Raw genomic sequence first — 19,524 nt, 5'->3', positions numbered from 1 at the left:
ATCCGCTTACATCAGCAGCGGAAGTTCACCGATCGCGCCGCCTGCGGGCGATGCGCTGGCGTCAGCGCCAGTCCATTCGGCAGTACCGAGTGCATCGGCAGCGGGCAGGGCATCCGTCTCGCCATCAAGCGCATCGCGTTTGGCGTAAGGCGTCGCGAACAGTTGCACGCCGCGATGGTTGATCGCGAACAGCGGCGTAAAGGACGAGATCTGATTGTCTTCCCGCAGCAGCGCGCTGCGGTTGTCCATGATCAACCACTTGCCCTCATGGTGCACGGCGAGCACCGCGTGATCCTCCCGCACGGCACGGTCGCGCACCAGCACGAGACGCAGGTCTTCGGCAGCAAAGCCCATTTCGTTCAGCGCGACGTATTTGGCGATGGCATAATCCTCGCAGTCGCCCTGACCGGTCGCGAAGGATGAGAGCGCCGAACTCCAGCGGTCGGCGACGCCGTATTGCATGCTGTCGCTGACGTAGCGGATGGCAAGATTGACGCCCTGATTGATATCCTCAAGCTGCGCGCGGCCGCCTTTGGCCTTTGCCGACGCGACGAGGCGCGAGAATTGAGCGGCAGCGGACGAGCAGGTGGTGGCATCGCTTTGGCAGCGGTGCAGGCTTTCTGCGTCCTTAGCCATGTCGGATTCGAGGCCGCGCCATTTGCGCCACAGCGCGCCTTCAGGTGCGCGGAACGCGAACAGGCCGAACGGCTCAGGCCCGCTCACCGGCGCGATCTCAATGGCGGGCGTGTCGGTCGCAACGTCGGGGGGCGTCAGCGCCGCGAGTTCGATATTGCCGGACGTACCATCCGGATTGGCGTTACGCTTGGCGGCGTCGATCTTGGCGAGCACGCCGTTGATGGTGAAGAACTTCGCCTGCGGCGCTGCCGGGGCATCATTGTCGAAGCGCAGAACATGATCGGCGGGGTGTACGCTGCCGCGCGCGCGCGCCGCCACTTCCGTGGCCGTTCCTGCCAGCAGCAGCACACTGCCCAGCGCGGCGACGCCGGCGGCGAATGGTTTGGACACCCTTGAGACAGGCGACATTGTTGACGTCCCGTGTTGCGGGATCGTCAACCGGCGTCTGCGCGCCGTGCCACGTCCCGTCTGTTATCGGGACCAGTGTTAGGGGCAGGCCGCTTCGCGAGCGTTAAATGCGCTTAAGTGCGGGAACTATTGTCGAAAGCGCGGTCAATCGGGACTTTTCGCAAATGTTCGGATTTGAGGAAACCAGATCCATAAAACATTAACGATACGCTCGCGGTGCGTGCGTCAGTGCTCACGCAACGCTTCGTCGCGCAGCATGCGCGCGGGCTTCATCATGTAATCAAGCACGGACTTCTCGCCGGTCTGGACTTCCACCGTCGCGACCATGCCGGGAATGATGGGAAGAGGGTGTTCCGTCGTCCCAAGATGATTTTTGTCAGTGCGAACGATGACGCGATAGAAGCTCTCGCCCTTCTCGCCGCGTTGCTCGGACTTGTCGTCGATGATGGAGTCGGCACTGATGCGCTCGACCTTGCCCTTCAGCGAACCGTAGACGGAAGAATCGTAGGCGGTGATCTTCACCACCGCGTTTTGCTGCGGGCGGATGAAAGCGATATCCTGCGGCCGGATGCGGCCCTCGACCAGCAATGTGTCGTCCATCGGCACGATGTCCATCAGGTTGGCGCCGGGTTGCACCACGGCGCCGACTGTCGTGACGTTGAGCTTGTTGATGATGCCGTTGACTGGCGATTTCAGATCGGCGCGCCGCACGCGGTCCTGCGCGGACTTGGTGGTTTCCTCCAGCACGGCGAGGTCGGCGCGCGATTTCGCGAGATCTTCTTCTGCCTGCGAGCGGAACGCGGCCCTGGCGTTGGCGATGCGCGATTGCGTCTCTGCAAGCTGGCCGCGCATATCGGCCTCTTGCCGTTGCAGCCGCAGCATCTCGATCTCGGGGACCACTTTCTGGGTGTAGAGGTTCTGCGTTAGCTGAACTTCGCGGCTAAGCAGCTTGAGCGAGTCCGACAGTCGTGTTGCCTGCTGGGTGAGAACATCGACGTCCTGCGCGAGTTTCTTGGCTCGCGCTTCGAATACGTTCTGTTCGGTCTGTACCGCCTGCGGCGCGCGCGTCGTCAGATCGGCGGAGAAAGTAGGGTGCGGCAGACCCTGCACTTCCGCCTCAAGGCGCGCGACCCGCGCGGCGTTGGCGAAGCGGCGCTCGCGGACCTCGCCGAGATCGGCGAGAAACTTGGTGTCGTCGATCCGCATCAACACCTGGCCCTGTTTGACGATATCGCCTTCCTGCACCAGAATTTCCTGCACGATGCCGCCTTCGAGGCTTTGCACCACCTGCAATTGCCGCGAGGGAATGACCTTGGCGTTGCCACGCTTGACCTCATCGAGCACAGCGAAATGCGCCCAGATGATGCCGACGACCATAAGCGCGATGGTCGTTCCAAGCAGGATCAGCGAGGCGCGAGGCGTCTTCAGTTCGGCAGCAGCCCGCACGTCATTCGCGAAGGAGAAGTCAGAGCTTCGCATGGGTCGCCGGAGTGGGATTAATGTGAGGCTTGACGGTAGGCTTGGCATTTTGCGCCGCCGCTGTGTTCTGGGCTGCCGTGTTTTGGAGCCGCGCAATCACGAGGTCGCGCGGTCCGTCGGCAACGAGCTTGCCCTGTTCGAACACCAGAAGGCGATCCACCAGCGCGAGCAGCGACATCCGATGGGTGGAGACGATGACCGTCATGTCCTTCTGCTTCAGTGCCTTCAGCCGTTCGAGGAATTCCATCTCGCTGCGGGTGTCGAAATGCGCCGTCGGTTCGTCGAGGAACAGTACCTGCGGCTTGCGGATCAGCGCGCGCGCAAGACCGATCGCCTGCTTCTGTCCACCGGACAGGCTGCGGCCGCCTTCCGCGATCGGCAGGTCGTAACCGAGCGGGTGGTGGGCGGCGAACTGCTCGACACCGGCAAGACGCGCGGCCTCGAGGATTTCCGCGTCGGTCGCGGCCGGATAGCCGAGCGCGATGTTGTCACGGAGCTTGCCGAAGAACAGGTCGGTGTCTTGCAATACGAAACCGACGCCGCGGCGCAGGTCCGCCGGGTCGAACTGCCGCAGATCGACGCCGTCAACCAGCACGCGGCCTTCATCCGGCTGGTAGAAACCGGAAATCAGGCGACCGACTGTGGTCTTGCCCGAACCAATCCGCCCGATGATTCCGACGCGCTCGCCCGGATTGATCTTGAAGGACACGCCATCCAGCGCGTTGACGGACGCATTCGGGTATTTGAAGTGGACGTTGTCGAAGGTGATGGACTCGCCCTTCACCTCGCGAGCGATGTAAGTGCGTCCCACCGGCCGCTCGCGCTCCAGCGACATGAGCTTGTCGATCGAGCGCATCGAAACGATGGTCTGTGTCGCGCGGGTGATGACGGCTGCGATGCCGGCGATCGGCGCGAGGACGCGTCCGGCCAGCATGTTCGCTGCGATCAGCGCGCCCATCGACAGCTTGCCATCGAGAATGAGGAACACGCCGACGACGATCATCATCATGCTGGTCAGCTGCTGCGCCGTGCTCGCGGCGGTCAGCGACAGCGTCGACCAGAAATGCACGTCCTCGCCGGAACGCGCGGTTGCTGCCACCGAACGCTCCCAAGCGTTCTGCATCTTGGCCTCGGCGCCGGAGGCGCGGACGGTCTCGATGTAGGACAGGCTTTCGACCAGCACGCCGTGACGCGCGCTGGATTCAGCCTGCAGGCGGTTGACCGCATCGTTGAGCGGGCGCTGCAGGATCACGCCGACCAGAATCATGATCGGCAGCATGGCGAAGGGAATCCAGGCGAGTGGGCCTGCTATCATGAACAGGACGACGATGAAGATCAGCGCGAACAAAAGGTCGGTCGCGGACACCACCGTGCCGGAGGTGAAGAACTCGCGCACGGAATCGAAGTCGCGCATCTGGTTGGCGAGGATGCCGACCGATTGCGGCCGTTGCGCCATCTTGATCGACAGGATGTGCTCGAAGATTTCCGCTGCCAGCACCACGTCGATCTTCTTGCCGGTGACGTCGATGATGCGCGCACGCACGGTGCGCAGAACGAAATCAAATACGATCGCAAGGCCGAGTCCGATTGCGAGCGCAACCAGCGAGGGAATGGCGCCGTTCGGCACCACGCGGTCGTAGACGTTCATCACGAACAGGGGGGCCGCGAGCGCCAGCATGTTGACGATCAGCGCGGCAACCGCGACGTGCCGATAGTTGGCGCCGAAGCGGCGCACCACCGACCAGAACCAGTGCTTGCCGGGCACGCCGCCCGCGGCCGCGACGCGGTCCGTGGTCATGGCGACGGGGCGTAACAGGAAGGCATAGCCGAGATAATCCCGCTCCATTTCCTGGATCAGGAGCCTCTCGCGCTTGCGGGTTGAGGGATTGACGATCTCGATCGTTTCGCCGTCCGTCGCCATCAGAATTCGCGTGGTGCGGTCGTGAAAGATCAGGACGGCAGGCAGAACCAGCGAGGGAATGTCGGCGAGGTCGCGCTTGGTGGCTTCGACCTCGAGCCCGGCGCGGAGAGCGGCGCGGGAAAACAGGTTCGGCGTCAGCTGGTCGTTCTCGATCGGAAGGCCGGACAGCAGCGCATCGCGGGTGATTGCCCGGCCGTGATGGGCAGCAACGAACAGGAGCGCGTCGGAAAAGGAATCGTATTCAGGTTTGTGCGTGGGTTCGTCTGGCACAGGCTTCGGGCCGGGCAATGGCGAGCGGACCGGCTGCCCCGACGGAAACGCTTCACGCGCCTGAAGATTCACGGTCCTGGTCCTTTGGCTGACCCGCCAGCCAGCTTCTGACGATCCCAATTGATCGCCATCGTTTCTCGGCCTCAAAATTCGACCCGAAAACCCGGGGCCATGCAGACCGTGATCCGATCCGCACCAATATTCAGGCTATTTTTAGCCCTTCAGCAGGTCGAGCGGGTTAACCGGACCAGTCTTTCAGGGGTTAGTCTTAATACCCTGGGCGGCTGCATTGAACCAGGACGGCACCGAGAAACGAGTGTCCGTAAACTCGGTCGCCGCAAAGGACAGCGCACTGCCGTCACCGGCATTCTGGTTCGAAGAGCGCAGGTCCACCGGCTTCGGCGAGCGGCTCTGCTCGAGCCAGGCGGGGTTGCGGCCGTTCTGGATGGTTGGCGTCGGAGACCAGATTTGCCAGCGATCGCCGGAATTCACGATGGCACCGGCGGCGGGGGTGTACGGAATCGCGGATGGCGTGCCCGCGACGTTGAGTGGGTTCGAGCCGGTGGACGGCAGGTTCCAAATGAACGGCGCAATCTTCGTCGGGAACGGCCCGAATGCGACCTGATCGAGCGGAGCGGCTTCGACCGGCGGCGGCGCCTTCAAATAATCGAGGAGCGTGCCCATCGCGGCCAGCAACTGATAGTCGGCGAATACGATGACGCCGCGTGCCGAGGTCAGTGAAACGGCGGCATTGAAATACTGGTTCTCGGCGTTGAGAAGGTCGATCAGGGAGCGCTGGCCGAGTTCGTATTCCTTGCGGTAGGCGTCGATCGCCTTGCGGTCGGCGGCGAGCTGGCGCGTGAGGGCGCCGATGCGGGTCACGGTGATCGTACGTGCGGACCACGCCTTGTCGATCGATTCCAGCGCGTCCCGTTGGAGCCTGGCGTGGGCCATATTCTGCTGGTTGTAACGCTCCGCCATTTCGGTGCGCCGCCAGGTGTCCTGACCGCCGCGGAAGATATCCCACGACATCACCACCTTGCCGGACACGTCGTCACGGCGGCCGACATAAGTATCCGAATTGATGCCGCGTGAGGCTCGTCCTTCGAGCGAGACGGTCGGCACGAACGAGCCTGCGGTTGCATGGAAAGCGTGACGGGCCGCGTCTGTGTCGGCCTGCGATGCCTGAAGCGTCGCATTGTGGTGTATGGCGACAGCAAGCGAAGCGTCCTTGCTGGTCGGCATGCCCTTTAGCGTGCCGGGGAAGCGCAGGTTGTAGGGCTCGACACCGACGACCTTACGATATTTCGCGCGTGCGTCCTCAAGGCTGCGTTCGAATTCGGCCAACGCTGCCTTCGCCGCTTCGACACGTTCCAGCGCCTGCTGCAGGTCGCCTTCGCCCGAGCGGCCACCCTTGTAGCGGGACTCGACGTTACTGAAGATGGCCTCGTGGTTCGCCACGTTCTGCCGCGCGAGCTCGACAAGGCGGGTATAGCGGACCACGTCGATATAGGCTTCCGCAGCATCCAGCGCGATCAGTTCGGTGCGCTCGCGGACGCGATAGGCGGAAGCGTTGACGCGCGCCGACTGACGCCAGACTTCGTTGATCGACGTGAATCCATCGAACAGCAACTGGCGCACAACGACGGACGCGTACCGGCCGTGCATCGTGGTGCCGCTGCCGGTAGGAGCGGGGACGATATTCTGGGTAAATCGTTCGGGGCCAGCATTGGCCTCCAAGCGTACCTGCGGCAGCAACGTACCTTGAGTCTGACGCAGCTCGCTTTCGGTCGCGCGGCGATTCGCCGATGCCTCGCCAACGCCGGGGTTGGTCTGGATCGCCTGTTTCAGCGCATCGTTGATTGAAAACGGCTCCGCATGACTCGGAGACACACCGAGTGACAACGCAAGCAATGATGCCGATAAAATAAATTTCATAAAAAATGTCCCCAGTAACGGGACATTAACTTGCGGCCCGTTTCCAGACAATGGCGCTATTGTGAAAGGCCGACGCAAAATCGCCGTGTTTGAATATATGGTTTATATCAAATGCTTAGGTCAAGTTCCGGACCTTTTTCGTGAGACGCTACCTAGGTCCTCCCGTTTTCGGATAAAATTATTCGAAGATTTTCGATAATTTCCGCTAAATATCGAATATTTCTCTCAATAAGAGAAAATTTATCTCGGAACGGACTCGCGAATTGTTGTTCGGAAGTGACAGCCGCCGACTAATCGGTTGTAAGAGCCGATACCACAACCTGCATGCTCAAGGCCGTCTGGATAGCCGGAGCTAGATGTCCCGGCCGCGATTTTGCCCTGTGCCGACGGTGATGGTGATCTGCTGCGTTTCGGTGCGGCCGTTCGGATACGACACGCTCAGGGTGAGGTGGTCGCTGCCGGCGAAATTCGGCTTGGAGCGATAGATCCCGATGAAGGCCGGTACTTCGAGCGCCATGCAGTTCTTGTAATTGGTGAGCGAGACCTTTGCGCGCTTCACCGTTGCGGAGCCGTTCTCGGGCGGCACAATCATCTGGATCGCCGGCAAGGGACCGGAGCTGCAGTTCGTCAGAACGTTGACGTAGACGCCGATCCGGATGTCCTTGCCGCTTGCGCCCTTTGCCGTGCGCTGAACCGTCGTCTGTGCGGCGGCTGGCTGCGGTAGCCATGCTCCGATCGCGACAGCGACGAGGCACATGAGCCACGGCCGCCCGCTCAGTCCATTCAACCCCGGCGACGATTGCTTGCGCATCGGATGTCTCTCCAGCCCGGCTTCCTATAGCGCGGCGCGATCCATCCTATCCATCAATTTTTCGGATGCGGCGGTGCAGGCGCCTTGTCCTGCCGCTTCGACCAGTTTCCGTAATAGGCGACGGTGGTCATGATCGCGAGCCCGGCCGTGCTGACCCAGATCTGGCTCCAGAGCGTACCGTAGCTCATCATCAGGATGAAATGCCCGACGAAAGACAGGAATACGCCGACACAGAACACCTGCAGTGATTGTTGGCCGCATTTGATGAGCGGGTCGAAGATCTTCCATTGCAGGCCCGGCCAGTCCTTGCGCACGAAGCGCGTGACGAGAAAGGCCAGTGCCATAAAATGCAGGAGGCGATAGGGCGCGAGATTGGTCTTGTCGTTCGGATTGAAGGTGTCCACGAGCCAGGTCGGAAACAGAGCGCCAAATTCCGGGAAGCGACCCGCCAGCGTCATCAGGAAGGCGAAGACGAGGTAGAGCGCAGCCGTCCACAGCAGAAACGGAAGGCGGATAGCGACTCTGACTTCGCGAATTCCGGCCACCGCCACCCACGCGCCGAGCACGAACAGCACCTGCCAGCAGAATGGATTGAAGTACCAGACGCCGCTTGGATAGGCTGGCAGATTCCAGCCGAAATGCCGGGCCGCGAGGTAGAGCGCGATGGAGCCCGCCATGGTGAGATTGGGCTTGCGCAGCAACAGCCACAGCACCGGCCCGAAGCAGGCCATCAGCACGATGTAGAGCGGCAACACGTCGAGGTTGAGCGGCTTGAAGCGCAGCAGCAGCCCTTGGGAAATGGTCTGGATCGGGCTGTCGACGAGACCGGCGATGTTGAACTCGTTGATGATCTCGGGGTCGCTGTAGCGCAACGCCACCCATCCGATCGAGGCGACGTAGATCACGAACAGGAGGACGTGGGCGACGTAGAGTTGCCAGACCCGCTTGAACAGCCGCGTCACGCCGATGATGAAGCCGCGCTGGATCATCATCCGCGCGTAGACGAAGGCTGCGGTATAGCCCGAGATGAAAACGAACAGATCGGCCGCGTCGCTGAACCCGTAATTGCGCGTGGTGATCCAGTTCACGGCATTGTTAGGGATATGGTCGAGGAAAATCGCCCAGTTGGCGACGCCACGAAACAGGTCGAGGCGCAGGTCGCGGCCTTTGGCAAGGGTTGCCTTGAGGTTCATCAGAAATTCCGTCTCGAAGCCGGACAGAGGCGAAAAGGAGGGGCGGGAGACGCACGGCCGGGGTGGCAGAGCGCGGATTGTTACGCGAAAAGAGTGCGGTTATATAGGATGCCGGGTCGTTCACGGAACAGGCCCGGAACTAAGCCTATGAACAAGCTCATGTGATTTCGACTTTCGAGGCGCCCCGCGACATGACAGCCCGTATCTTCAAACCCGCCAAGAACGCCATGCAGTCCGGCAAGGCCAAGACCAAGGAATGGCAGCTCGACTTCGAACCGGAAAAGCCGCGCGTGGTTGAGCCGCTGATGGGCTGGACGAGCTCCGCCGACATGAAGCAGCAGTTGACCTTGCACTTCCACACCCGCGAGGAGGCCGTGGCGTATTGCGAGGCCAATGGCATTCCGTATCAGGTGCAGGAGCCGAAGGAATCGATCCGGCGCCAGGTTGCCTATGCCGACAATTTTGCGTTTCGCCGCAGCGAGCCTTGGACGCATTAAGCTCCGGAGGCGCTGAGAACGGCGCAGCGATATTCATTTGAACCAGAAAAAACGGCCGGGATTTCCCCGGCCGTTTTTTGTTTCAGCCCTTTGCCGGGCCCATCAGGTGATCCGGCAACCACGTGGCGATTTCCGGGAAGAAGCAAAGCACGATGATCGCAAGGAACATGCAGAGCACATAAGGCAACGTGCCCCACATCACCTTGGCGAGCGGCACATCCGGCGCGATCGCATTGACGATGTAGATGTTGAGTCCGACCGGCGGGTGGATCAAGCCGATCTCCATGTTGATCGTCAGAATGACGCCGAACCAGATCGGATCGAACCCGGCCGCGGTGATAATCGGCAGCAGGATCGGGCTTGTCATCAGGATGATCGCCGCCGGCGGAATGAAGAAGCCGCAGACCAGGAGGAAGATGTTGATGAGGAACATCAACACCCACTTGTTGACGTGCAGGTCGGCGATACCCTGCGCGAGCGTCTGTGTGAGATACAGCGACGTCAGCATGTAGCCGAACAGAACGGCCGCCGCGATGATCGTAAGGATCATCACAGATTCGCGCATCGTGTCGCGCAGGATGTGCCAGATCTGTGCGGGCGACCACAGCCGATAGATGCCGATCGCGAGGATGAGGCAGAGGGCTGCGCCCACGCCCGCAGCTTCCGACGGAGTCGCGATGCCGCCATAGAGCGCGTACATCACGCCCGCGATGATGAGGAGGAACGGCGCGATCTTCGGGACGGATTCAAACTTTTCCTTCCACGAATAGCGGAAGCCCTCGGCATGCGATTTGAAGCCGCTGCGCGAGATCGCAAACACTGTCCAGATCATGAAGAATCCGGTCAGCATCAGGCCCGGAACGATACCGGCGATGAACAGGCGACCGATCGAGGTTTCCGTCGCGATCCCGTACAGAATGAACGTGACCGAAGGCGGGATCAGAATGCCGAGCGTGCCACCCGCGCAGATCGACCCGGTCGCGACTTCGTCCGGATAACCGCGCTTGCGCATTTCCGGGATGCCCATTTTGCCGATTGCCGCGCAACAGGCGGGCGACGAGCCGGTGAGCGCGGCGAAGATCGCGCAAGCCCCAAGGTTGGAGACGACGAGCCCGCCCGGCAAACGATAAAGCCAGCGGTCGAGTGCCTCATAAAGATCCTTACCTGCGGGCGAGGAGCCGATCGCGGCTCCCATCATCACGAACATCGGGATCGCGACGAGAGTGAATTCGTCGAGGCCGGACCAGTAGGTCTCGGCGACGACATGGAGCGCATCGAAACCCTGGAAGGTCACCAGGAAGGTGAGGGCGATCGCGCCCAGTCCGAATGCGACCGGGATGCCCGAAACGAGCATGAGGAGAGTGACGACGAGAACGATCCCGCCCTGTAATGCCGGACTCACGATGCCCCCTCCAGTGCTTCCTTGGCTTGCTCGCGGGCAACGTCTTCCACGTCTGCTTTCGGATCGATGCCGAAGGGCGGTGTACGGCCGGTGATGAGCGCGAGGATTTCGGCGACGTATTGGAGCGTCAGGAGTCCGAGGCCGATCGGCATCGAAAGGTATGGAATCCAGAGACGTGCGCGCCAGACCGTGTTCGAAAACCAGCCTTCGCTATAGGCGTCGTACCAGTAGGACGTGCACAGCACGAAGATCACAGCGCAGAAGCCGAATGCGACGAGGCTCGTGAACAAAGCGAGCCAGAAGCGCTTTTTCGGACCGACATGCAGCGGCAGGATGTCCACGTTCACATGTCCGCGGGTCATCAACACATACGGGCTGCCGACGAAGGTCGCAGCGACGATGCAGTAGGTGACCGCGTCGATCTGCCAGATGGTCGTAAGATTGAAGATATAGCGCTCGATCACCATGTCGCAGATGATGAGCACGGCCGCCGCGATCATCAATGCCGCGATCACGCCGGTGACGCGCGACAGAAATGTCACCGCGCGAATGAAAATGTCCATAAGCAGACCGTTGTTAATGGAGGAGGAGATGGAAAAGCGGCCGGCGGAGAAACCGCCGGCCGCCGGTCACGGATTTATTTTACGGCGAGTGCTTCGTCGATCAACTTCTGGCCGTTCGGGACCTGCTTCGCGAATTCGGCCCACGAGGTTTTCTTCGCAATATCGAGCCACGCCTGATAGTCGGCGTCGTCAAGGGTCACGACCTTCGCGTTGTGATCCTTGAAGGCCTTGACGGCGTCGTCGTTGATCTTGTCCGCGCGGTCTTCAAAGAGCTTCTGTGCGTCCTTGCCGGCTTTCAGCAATACGGCCTGCTGTTCCTTGGTGAGCTTGTTGAAGCTCTTCTTGGACATCAGCATCGGCTGGTACATGAACCACAGCGCGTTCTTGCCTGGTTCGGTCAGGCAGTCGGCCTGCTCGTAGAGCCGCATCGAGGCGAAGGTCGAGAGGCTGGTGTCGGTGCCGTCGATGACGCCGGTCTGGAAGGCGTTGTAGATTTCGTTCGAGGGCGGCGAAACGATGCTCGCGCCCGCGGCCTGCCACATCGCAGCGAAGGTTGGACCTGCCGCGCGAATCTTGCGGCCCTTCATTTCCGACGGTTTCAGGATGCAGCCGCCCTTGGAAGCGAGGCCACCCGCGAACCAGGCGTCCGAGAGCACGATGACGCCGCGCTTCTCGATCTCGGCGCGCATGTCCTTCATGAATTGAGAGTCGTTGATGCGCTTCGCGCGATCCTGGTTGCGGATCAGACCCGGCATCAGGGTCGCCGAGAACACCGGCGCCTTGCCGCTCGCGTAGTCGAGCGGGAGCAGGGTGATGTCGAGCTGGCCGTTCGCCGTCGCGTTCCACTGGTCGTTCGGCTTGAACAGCGAGGCACCCGGATAGACCTGGATGGAGAGGCCGATATTGGCGTCCTTCGCTTCCTTCGCGACGAGCTGAACCATGTCGTCGCGCACGTCGCCCTTACCGCCGGGAAACTGGTGCGAGGCTTTCAGGACGGTTTCGGCATGACAGGCACCGGAAATCGCAATAGCGGCCGCGCCCGCGAGAATCGCGTAGAACTTCATACATTCCTCCCTGGTATGTTTGTATTTTTATGGCGTCATGGAACGTCAGCCCGTTCCACTTGTCAAAGACAAGGTTGGGCAGCCACAGGCTTAATCGTGCTGGAGCAAATCCGCGAAAATTCGGTGCCCATGATGAAGCACGTTCGGTGCGGCACATCCGGTCACGGATGTCGCTGACGCCAGAATATGGCGTGTAAGCATGTCTCTCTCCCTGGGCTGTCGAACCTATTTTCTTATTTTGCATGCAGTCTAGCAGGAAGGCGCGCGACGCGAAGCTCTTTCGATTCAGCCATTGGTATGGTTCTTGGGGTTGGCATTGCGCAAACGCACGATATGTTCGCGGCAGCGCACCAAAGCGGGCGCTCCCTGCACGCGAAACGCGCGAACGAGACTCGAACAACGGAAGCGATGTGATACAGGCCGACAAATATGATGCGCTGCGCGATTACCTGAAGGCACGCACGGAGACCGAACTGGTTCTGTCTTTCGAGGAAATCGAGGCTATTCTCGGCTTTTCCCTGTCGCGCAGTTCGCAGCGTGCGCGCTGGTGGGAGAAGGAGCGCAATCCGCAGGATGCGATGCCGCAGCGCAACGCCATTCGCGACGGTGGATATGAAGCGACGCGTCTGCCGGATGGTACGGGTGTCCGTTTCCGCAGGATCGGTCTGAAGCGGACCTGGCGCTGAAGCATTGGGCGCTGAGCGGTCCCGGAGTTGACGGGCGAAGCCGACCGAGATGGGAGTCGGGCTGGCTCCGTAGCCCAGCAAAAAATCGTTCAAAGCAGGGCGCTGGTTACTGGCGGTTCAGCCCTCGGGTGATATGAAACGAGCACGGTCCCGTAGCTCAACTGGATAGAGTAGCGGATTTCTACTCCGCGGGTTGCAGGTTCGAATCCTGCCGGGATCGCCATTGGTGTTTGAAACGAAAAACTCCGTTATTTCAGTTTGAAGTTTGAATTCGCTGATCCTCTTCTAAAACTTTAATCGAATGTCTGTGTTGCTGGCGTTCGCTGGTGCGGCCAGATCGCCGGATAACGATACCGCGCCCCGATGTGGCTGCTGCGGAACAGGGCAATCAAACCCTTCAAAAGCCACCCAATGGGGACCGTAGGGCAACACTTGCGGCATTTGTGCAACGCCGCTCGGCCCGGCCGATTGTCGGCTAAGTGGTTTCATCGTATGCGAAACTCATGATCGATATGGTGCAGCGCCGCGGATTTGGCCGGCCTCCGGCTTCGGAAGTCGAGGGCCGGGGACTCACGCGTTTGCTCGACGCAGTATCGACGAGCCACATCCGCGCGGTGGCGCTCCTCATCGTCTGCGGATTTCTGTTTTTTCTGCCCGGCCTGTTCAATATCGGGCCGATCGATCGCGACGAGGCCCGCTTCGCGCAGGCCTCCAAGCAGATGGTGGAAACCGGCGATCCGGTCGACATCCGCTTCCAGGAAGAGGTCCGGTACAAGAAGCCGGTCGGCATTTACTGGCTGCAGGCCACGGTGGTGAAAACTGCCGGCAAGCTCGGCTTGGCGCGGCCTGAAATCCGGATCTGGCTGTATCGCGTGCCGTCCCTGTTCGGCGCGATTGGCGCGGTGCTTCTGACCTACTGGACTGCTCTTGCCTTCGTGACGCGGCGCGGCGCGGTGCTCGCGGGCCTCATCATGTGCAGTTCGGTGCTGCTTGGCATCGAAGCACGGCTTGCGACGACCGATGCGGTGCTGCTGCTGACGACGACGACGGTGATGGGCGCGCTTGCCCGCGTCTACCTCTCCTGGCAGCGCGGGGAAGCGTTCGCGCGCGACGCCTGGGCGCTGCCTGCGATCTTCTGGACGGCAATGGCCGCGAGCGTACTGGTCAAAGGTCCGCTAATTTTTCTGATTGCGGGCCTGACCATCGTGGCGCTCGGCTTTCTCGACCGTTCGGTGCAATGGCTGCGGCGGCTACGTCCAGTGCCCGGCGTGATCTGGATGCTGGTGCTGATCCTGCCGTGGTTCATCGCGATCTATTTGAAGTCGGGCGACAGCTTTTTCGTCAACTCGGTCGGCGGCGATATGCTGGGCAAGGTCGCATCGGCCCAGGAATCGCACGGCGCGCCGCCCGGACTTTACTTCGTTCTGTTCTGGGTGACGTTCTGGCCAGCCTCGACGCTCGCGGGTGTCGCTGCGCCTGCGGTCTGGCGTGCGCGGCGTGAACCCGGCGCGCAGTTCCTGCTGGCATGGCTGGTGCCGTCCTGGATCGTGTTCGAACTCATCATCACCAAGTTGCCGCACTATGTGCTGCCGATGTATCCGGCGATCGCCATCCTGATCGTTGGTGCGTTGCAAAGCCATGCACTGTCGCGGTCGGCCTGGATCGTGCGCGGCGCGGCATGGTGGTTCGTGTTTCCGGCGATTGTCTCGGTCGCGGCCATTGTGCTCGGCATTTCGGTGCTAAAGCAGCCGGTGTTCGCTGCGTGGCCGTTTGCAGCCGCCGCCATGGTGTTCGGGCTGTTTGCATGGTGGATGTACGACGACGCCCATGCGGAACGCTCGGTGCTCAACTCCGTGGTTTCGTCGCTTGCGCTGAGCGTCTGCGTGTTCGGCGTCGTGCTGCCCGCGCTGACCCCGTTGTTTCCGAGCGTGCAAATCGCGAAGGCGTTGCGCAGCGTCGAATGCAAGGGGCCGTTGGCGGCGGCGGCTGGTTATCAGGAGCCAAGCCTCGTCTTCATGGTCGGTACACGCACCTTGCTCACCAACGGCTCGGGCGCTGCCGACTTCCTGCAGCAGGGAAGCTGCCGCTTCGCATTGGTGGAATGGCGCGAAGAGAAAGCCTTCGCACAACGTGCCGATGCGATAGGGCTGCGCTATGCCATCGTCACCCGCATCGAGGGCTACAACATTTCGCAAGGCCGTGAGGTCTCGGTTGCAGTGTTCAGGTCGGACATTGATGATGAGTGACGTGGCTGAGCCACGTCATCCCGCATGAGTGCGCTTTCGCAAACCTTGATGCTGGCCCGGCAGGGCGCCGCCCGGCTGTGCGGGCCGCCCGCGCACTCGCGCCGCTTCGATGCGCGGCGCAGGCTTGCGCGTCACTGGCTCTGGGCGGTAACGCTCGGCGGCGTTGCCATCGTCGCGCTGATGTATCTCGTCGATGCGCCGGAAATTCGCATGATGCCGCCGCGCGGAACGGCTTCGCTCTGGCCGTTCCGGATCATGACCGATTTCGGCAAATCGATTTACGTGCTGGGGGCGCTCGGCCTCTGCACTTTGCTCGTATTCCTGTCGAGCTCCTTCGCGACGGATACGGTCCGGACGCGGATGATCGATCTGTCCCGCCGGCTGGGCTTCCTCTTTCTCGCGGTTCTGATCCCGGTCGAAGCCGGAGAAATTCTGAAAGGCGTCATCGGACGAGGACGTCCGTTCGTTGGCGGCGCGGCGGATGCGTTCCATTATTCTCATTTCGCCTGGACCGAGGCCTATGCGAGTTTTCCTTCCGGTCACGCGATCACAGCCTTCGCGCTCGCCTTCGCGCTAGCGTCGCTTGCCCCGAGATGGCGGATCGCGATCTGGGCCTATGCGGCCGTCATTGCGATGACCCGACTGATCCTGCTTGCGCATCATCCGAGCGATGTGCTGGCCGGGGCGCTGGTCGGCATTCTCGGCGCAATGGCGGTACGTTACTGGTTCGCGGCGCGCCACCTGATTTTCACGATTGCCCCGGATGGAGCCATCAGGGTGGCGCGGGGCAGTTCCGCAGGCGACTGAAAGGGGTTGCCCGCTGGCGGAACGCCCCATAAAAGGCGCCGGGGACGCATTGGGCTGCCTGCCAAGCCCAGCGTCAGACCACAGATCGATGGACCAAATGATCGAAACATCGCCTCCCATGAGCAACGTCGAACCGACGGTGTCCGTCGTCGTTCCCGTTCGCAACGAGGAAAACAATATCGGGCCGTTGATCGACGAGATCAGTACGGCGCTCGGCAAGCAGTGGTCTTACGAAATCATCTACGTCAACGACGGCTCGTCGGATGCGACCGGTGAGCGCTTGCTGGAACGCATGAAGACGCAGAGCAACCTGCGCCAGATCCGTCATGAGAAATCCGCCGGCCAGTCGGCCGCCGTGCGCACCGGCGTGCGCGCGGCACGCGGCGGCATCGTGGTGACGCTGGATGGCGATGGACAGAATAATCCCGCGTTCCTTCCGGCGCTGATTCTTGCGATTGAGCAGGGCGAGGGACGCGTTGGCCTCGCTGCGGGACAGCGGGTTGGACGACAGGATACGGCGTTCAAGAAGTGGCAGTCGCGCATCGCCAATGCCGTGCGTAATGCAATCCTCAAGGATGGAACGCGCGACACCGGCTGCGGACTGAAGGGTTTCCGTCGCGAGGTGTTTTTGGCTCTGCCTTACTTCGACGGTCTGCACCGCTTCCTGCCAGCGCTGGTCCGGCGCGAGGGATTCGAGATCGTTTACGTGGATGTGATCGATCGTCCGCGCCGTTCTGGCGTATCGAACTACGGCTTCTTCGACCGGTTGTGGGTGGGATTGATGGATCTTGCTGGCGTCTGGTGGCTGATCCGCCGCAAGAAGTCGAAGCCGGTCGCGACCGAGGTGCGTTGATGCTGATCCAGTTCGGTCAAGCGTTTCACGATTACATTTACGATGTCTTCGTCGCCAAGTTCGATTTCTGGCTGGCGTTCGGTCTCGTGGCGCAGTTGTTCTTCACTGCGCGCTTCCTGGTGCAATGGATTTCCAGCGAACGCGCCGGACAGAGCGTGGTGCCGATGGCGTTCTGGTTCTTTTCGATGGGTGGCGGCGTGATGACGCTCATCTACGGCATCGCCAAGCGCGAGCCGATCATCATTCTGGGGCAGGCGCTCGCGACTGTGATCTACCTGCGCAACATCATGCTGATTATCAAGAACCACGGGCGCGGATCGAAGACGCTGGAAAACTGAGCGTTACTTCGCGGCGTTGAAGGCAGCGAATCCATTTTCCAGATCGGCCTTGAGGTCGTCGAGGTTCTCCAGCCCGATATGCAGACGCAGTGTGGGACCGCCGGGCGCCCATGTCGTCGCCGTGCGATATTCGCTGCAGTCGAACGGAATGACGAGACTCTCGAAGCCGCCCCACGAATAGCCCATGCCGAACAGCGTCAGCGTGTCGAGCATCGCATCGACTGCTTTTTGCGGCGCGGGCTTCAGTACGATGCCGAACAGTCCGCTCGCGCCGGTGAAGTCCCGCTTCCAGATCGCATGGCCTGGATCGCTTTCGAGCGCCGGATAGAGCACGCGCGCGACTTCGGGACGCGCCTCGAACCAGCGCGCCATCTCAATCGCCGATGCCTGATGATGCGCGAGCCGCACCTTGAGCGTGCGCAGGCCGCGCAAGGCGAGAAATACGTCGTCCGGTCCGCAGCAAACGCCGAGGAGGTTGATCGCGTTCCTCACCGCGGGCCATGTCTTGGCGTTGGCCGCGATGGTGCCGAACATGATGTCGGAGTGGCCGCCGATATATTTGGTCGCGGCCTGAATGCTGATATCGACGCCCTGATCGAGCGAGCGATGATAGAGCGGCGTCGCCCAGGTATTGTCGTCGATCACCAGCGCACCCCTGTCGTGGGCGACGGCTGCGATGGCAGGAATGTCGCTCATCTCGAAGGACTGCGACCCCGGCGCCTCGACAAGTACCGCGCGGGTGTTCGGCTTGAACAGCTTGGCGATGCCGCCGCCGATCAGGGGATCGAAGTACGTGGTCTCGACGCCGTAGCGCGCCAGCATGCCGTCACAAAAGCCGCGCGTCGGACGGTAGGCGTTGTCGGTCACCAACAGGTGATCGCCGGATTTCAGGACCGCGAGGAGGGCGGTCGTAATCGCGGCGACGCCAGATGGGGCAAGGCCTACGCCAGCACAGTTGTCGCCTTCGAGCGCCTTCAAGGCTTGCTGCAGCGCTTTGGTGGTCGGGGTACCGTGGCGGCCGTACTGGAATTCTCCGCGGTGCGCATGCAGATCTTCGGCGCTCGGATAGAGCACGGTGGAGCCGCGCACCACGGGCGGATTGATGAATCCGTGCTGCGCCTCGGTGTTACGCCCTGCGGTCACAAGCGTCGTGGCGATGCCGTGACGGGCCGAAGGAGCGGAGGGATTTTGGGGATCGGATGGCGTTTTCATTGCATGCAATAAGGAGGCAGCCGCTCCAAAGGTCAACCCCCGCAACTCGCACTGGAATTATTCAATCAGGAGCCTGAGAAAACGTCGCAGCCAATCCGTCCGGGGCCGGATATTGGCCAGCCGTGCGGAGACGTGTATCAGGGACGGGCGCGTTCACAATTGGAGAGGCCTTTTCATGAAATACGGATGGTTCGGTATCGTGATGACCTCGGTGTTCCTCGGCAGCCTTGCGCCCGCGAACGCGCAAGCCACGCTCAAGGCCGTTCAGGAACGGGGCGTCCTGAGTTGCGGCGTGAGCCAGGGACTGCCCGGATTTTCCGCGCCTGACGACACGGGCAAATGGAGCGGCCTCGATGTCGACTTCTGTCGCGCGTTGGCCGCTGTGACCTTGAACGATCCGCTCAAGGTGAAATTCGTTCCGCTCTCCGCCAAGGACCGTTTCACGGCACTTCAATCCGGCGAGATCGACGTGCTGTCGCGCAATACCACGTGGAGCCTATCGCGCGATACCTCGCTCGGCCTGAACTTCACGGCAGTGATGTATTACGACGGGCAAGGCTTCTTGGTTCGCAAATCGCTGAAGGTGAATTCGGCGCTGGAGTTGAACGGCGCCTCTGTCTGTGTGCAGACCGGCACGACCAACGAACAGAACCTCGCCGACTATTTCCGTTCCAACAACATGAAGTACGAAGTGGTGGCGTTCGCTACGGCGGATGAGACCATCAAGGCCTACGAATCCGGCCGCTGCGACGTCTTCACCTCCGACGTGTCTCAGCTTTACGCCGAACGTCTGAAGCTCACGGTGCCAGACGATCACGCAGTACTGCCCGAGATCATTTCCAAGGAGCCGCTCGGTCCCGTAGTGCGCCACGGTGACGACCAGTGGTTTGACATCGTGAAGTGGACCTTGTTCGCGATGGTCAATGCCGAAGAACTCAACGTCACGCAGAAGAACGTCGGCGAGATGCTGAAATCGAACAAGCCGGAGATTGCAAGGCTGCTCGGCACCGACGGCAATCTTGGTCAACAGCTCGGCCTTACCAACGATTGGGTGGTGCGGATCGTGAAGGCGGTCGGCAATTACGGTGAGTCGTTCGACCGAAATGTCGGAGCCGGCTCCAAGCTGCGCATTTCGCGCGGCCTTAACAAGCTCTGGAATCAGGGCGGTATCCAGTACGCGCCGCCGATCCGCTGATCGCG

At 61.4% G+C, this 19,524-nt stretch carries 17 protein-coding genes and 1 tRNA gene; 8 read left to right on the top strand and 10 right to left on the bottom strand.

Going from position 1 to position 19,524, the window contains the following annotated elements:
* Nucleotides 1-6: 6 nt before the first annotated feature.
* The 6 genes from HMPREF9697_RS04360 to HMPREF9697_RS04335 all read right to left on the bottom strand — a co-directional run bounded on the left by HMPREF9697_RS04360 (nt 7) and on the right by HMPREF9697_RS04335 (nt 8,656).
* Nucleotides 7-1,044 (bottom strand): transglutaminase-like cysteine peptidase, encoded by a 1,038-nt coding sequence (locus tag HMPREF9697_RS04360; protein WP_002715943.1) that lies wholly within the window; start codon nt 1,042-1,044, stop codon nt 7-9.
* Nucleotides 1,045-1,269: 225 nt separating this feature from the next.
* The gene (locus HMPREF9697_RS04355) at nt 1,270-2,523 is read right to left on the bottom strand and encodes an HlyD family type I secretion periplasmic adaptor subunit (RefSeq protein ID WP_002715942.1); all 1,254 of its coding nucleotides are present in this window, start codon (nt 2,521-2,523) and stop codon (nt 1,270-1,272) included.
* Nucleotides 2,510-4,786, bottom strand: coding sequence for a type I secretion system permease/ATPase (locus HMPREF9697_RS04350; protein ID WP_002715941.1), 2,277 nt, complete (start codon nt 4,784-4,786; stop codon nt 2,510-2,512). Before HMPREF9697_RS04350 ends, HMPREF9697_RS04355 begins: the two co-directional genes overlap by 14 nt.
* 183 nt (nt 4,787-4,969) lie before the next feature.
* Nucleotides 4,970-6,652, bottom strand: a complete 1,683-nt coding sequence (locus tag HMPREF9697_RS04345; RefSeq protein ID WP_002715940.1) for a TolC family outer membrane protein — start codon at nt 6,650-6,652, stop codon at nt 4,970-4,972.
* A 352-nt stretch (nt 6,653-7,004) separates the two neighbouring features.
* Complete coding sequence (locus tag HMPREF9697_RS04340) at nt 7,005-7,463, bottom strand: hypothetical protein (RefSeq protein ID WP_002715939.1); 459 nt, start codon at nt 7,461-7,463, stop codon at nt 7,005-7,007.
* Nucleotides 7,464-7,516: 53 nt separating this feature from the next.
* Nucleotides 7,517-8,656, bottom strand: a complete 1,140-nt coding sequence (locus HMPREF9697_RS04335; protein WP_002715938.1) for an OpgC domain-containing protein — start codon at nt 8,654-8,656, stop codon at nt 7,517-7,519.
* Nucleotides 8,657-8,847: 191 nt separating this feature from the next.
* Here HMPREF9697_RS04335 and HMPREF9697_RS04330 point away from each other — a divergent pair, with 191 nt between their 5' ends.
* On the top strand, nt 8,848-9,153 hold the full coding sequence (locus HMPREF9697_RS04330) for an ETC complex I subunit (protein WP_002715937.1): 306 nt from the start codon (nt 8,848-8,850) through the stop codon (nt 9,151-9,153).
* A gap of 82 nt (nt 9,154-9,235) precedes the next feature.
* On the opposite strand, the gene HMPREF9697_RS04325 is transcribed toward HMPREF9697_RS04330, so the two are convergent.
* The 3 genes from HMPREF9697_RS04325 to dctP all read right to left on the bottom strand — a co-directional run bounded on the left by HMPREF9697_RS04325 (nt 9,236) and on the right by dctP (nt 12,182).
* Nucleotides 9,236-10,555, bottom strand: a complete 1,320-nt coding sequence (locus HMPREF9697_RS04325) for a TRAP transporter large permease (protein WP_002715936.1) — start codon at nt 10,553-10,555, stop codon at nt 9,236-9,238.
* Nucleotides 10,552-11,118 (bottom strand): TRAP transporter small permease subunit, encoded by a 567-nt coding sequence (locus tag HMPREF9697_RS04320; RefSeq protein ID WP_002715935.1) that lies wholly within the window; start codon nt 11,116-11,118, stop codon nt 10,552-10,554. The genes HMPREF9697_RS04325 and HMPREF9697_RS04320 overlap by 4 nt, the downstream gene beginning before the upstream one ends.
* Nucleotides 11,119-11,192: 74 nt before the next feature.
* Nucleotides 11,193-12,182 carry a TRAP transporter substrate-binding protein DctP gene (gene dctP / locus HMPREF9697_RS04315; RefSeq protein WP_002715934.1) on the bottom strand — a complete coding sequence of 330 codons (990 nt, stop codon included), beginning with the start codon at nt 12,180-12,182 and terminating at the stop codon, nt 11,193-11,195.
* Between the two features lie 410 nt (nt 12,183-12,592).
* Here dctP and HMPREF9697_RS04310 point away from each other — a divergent pair, with 410 nt between their 5' ends.
* The 6 genes from HMPREF9697_RS04310 to HMPREF9697_RS04285 all read left to right on the top strand — a co-directional run bounded on the left by HMPREF9697_RS04310 (nt 12,593) and on the right by HMPREF9697_RS04285 (nt 17,112).
* Entirely contained in the window at nt 12,593-12,868 is a 276-nt protein-coding gene (locus tag HMPREF9697_RS04310) for a DUF7662 domain-containing protein (RefSeq protein ID WP_002715933.1), read from the top strand.
* Nucleotides 12,869-13,014: 146 nt separating this feature from the next.
* A tRNA-Arg gene (locus HMPREF9697_RS04305) sits at nt 13,015-13,091 on the top strand.
* A gap of 280 nt (nt 13,092-13,371) precedes the next feature.
* Nucleotides 13,372-15,114, top strand: coding sequence for an ArnT family glycosyltransferase (locus HMPREF9697_RS04300; protein ID WP_002715932.1), 1,743 nt, complete (start codon nt 13,372-13,374; stop codon nt 15,112-15,114).
* Nucleotides 15,115-15,138: 24 nt separating this feature from the next.
* The gene (locus HMPREF9697_RS04295; RefSeq protein ID WP_002715931.1) at nt 15,139-15,921 is read left to right on the top strand and encodes a phosphatase PAP2 family protein; all 783 of its coding nucleotides are present in this window, start codon (nt 15,139-15,141) and stop codon (nt 15,919-15,921) included.
* A 118-nt stretch (nt 15,922-16,039) separates the two neighbouring features.
* On the top strand, nt 16,040-16,774 hold the full coding sequence (locus HMPREF9697_RS04290) for a glycosyltransferase family 2 protein (RefSeq protein WP_002715930.1): 735 nt from the start codon (nt 16,040-16,042) through the stop codon (nt 16,772-16,774).
* Nucleotides 16,774-17,112 carry a lipid-A-disaccharide synthase N-terminal domain-containing protein gene (locus HMPREF9697_RS04285; protein WP_002715929.1) on the top strand — a complete coding sequence of 113 codons (339 nt, stop codon included), beginning with the start codon at nt 16,774-16,776 and terminating at the stop codon, nt 17,110-17,112. The genes HMPREF9697_RS04290 and HMPREF9697_RS04285 overlap by 1 nt, the downstream gene beginning before the upstream one ends.
* Nucleotides 17,113-17,115: 3 nt before the next feature.
* Here the strand turns inward: HMPREF9697_RS04285 and metC are convergent, their stop codons facing one another.
* Nucleotides 17,116-18,324, bottom strand: a complete 1,209-nt coding sequence (gene metC, locus HMPREF9697_RS04280) for a cystathionine beta-lyase (RefSeq protein ID WP_002715928.1) — start codon at nt 18,322-18,324, stop codon at nt 17,116-17,118.
* A 175-nt stretch (nt 18,325-18,499) separates the two neighbouring features.
* Between metC and HMPREF9697_RS04275 the strand changes: the two genes are divergently transcribed.
* Nucleotides 18,500-19,519 (top strand): amino acid ABC transporter substrate-binding protein, encoded by a 1,020-nt coding sequence (locus HMPREF9697_RS04275; protein WP_002715927.1) that lies wholly within the window; start codon nt 18,500-18,502, stop codon nt 19,517-19,519.
* The last annotated feature ends 5 nt before the right edge of the window (nt 19,520-19,524 follow it).

It is taken from the genome of Afipia felis ATCC 53690 (assembly GCF_000314735.2).
GTDB lineage: Bacteria > Pseudomonadota > Alphaproteobacteria > Rhizobiales > Xanthobacteraceae > Afipia > Afipia felis.
Note: the sequence above shows the minus strand (reverse complement) of the source record. Positions and strands in the feature narration are given on the sequence as shown.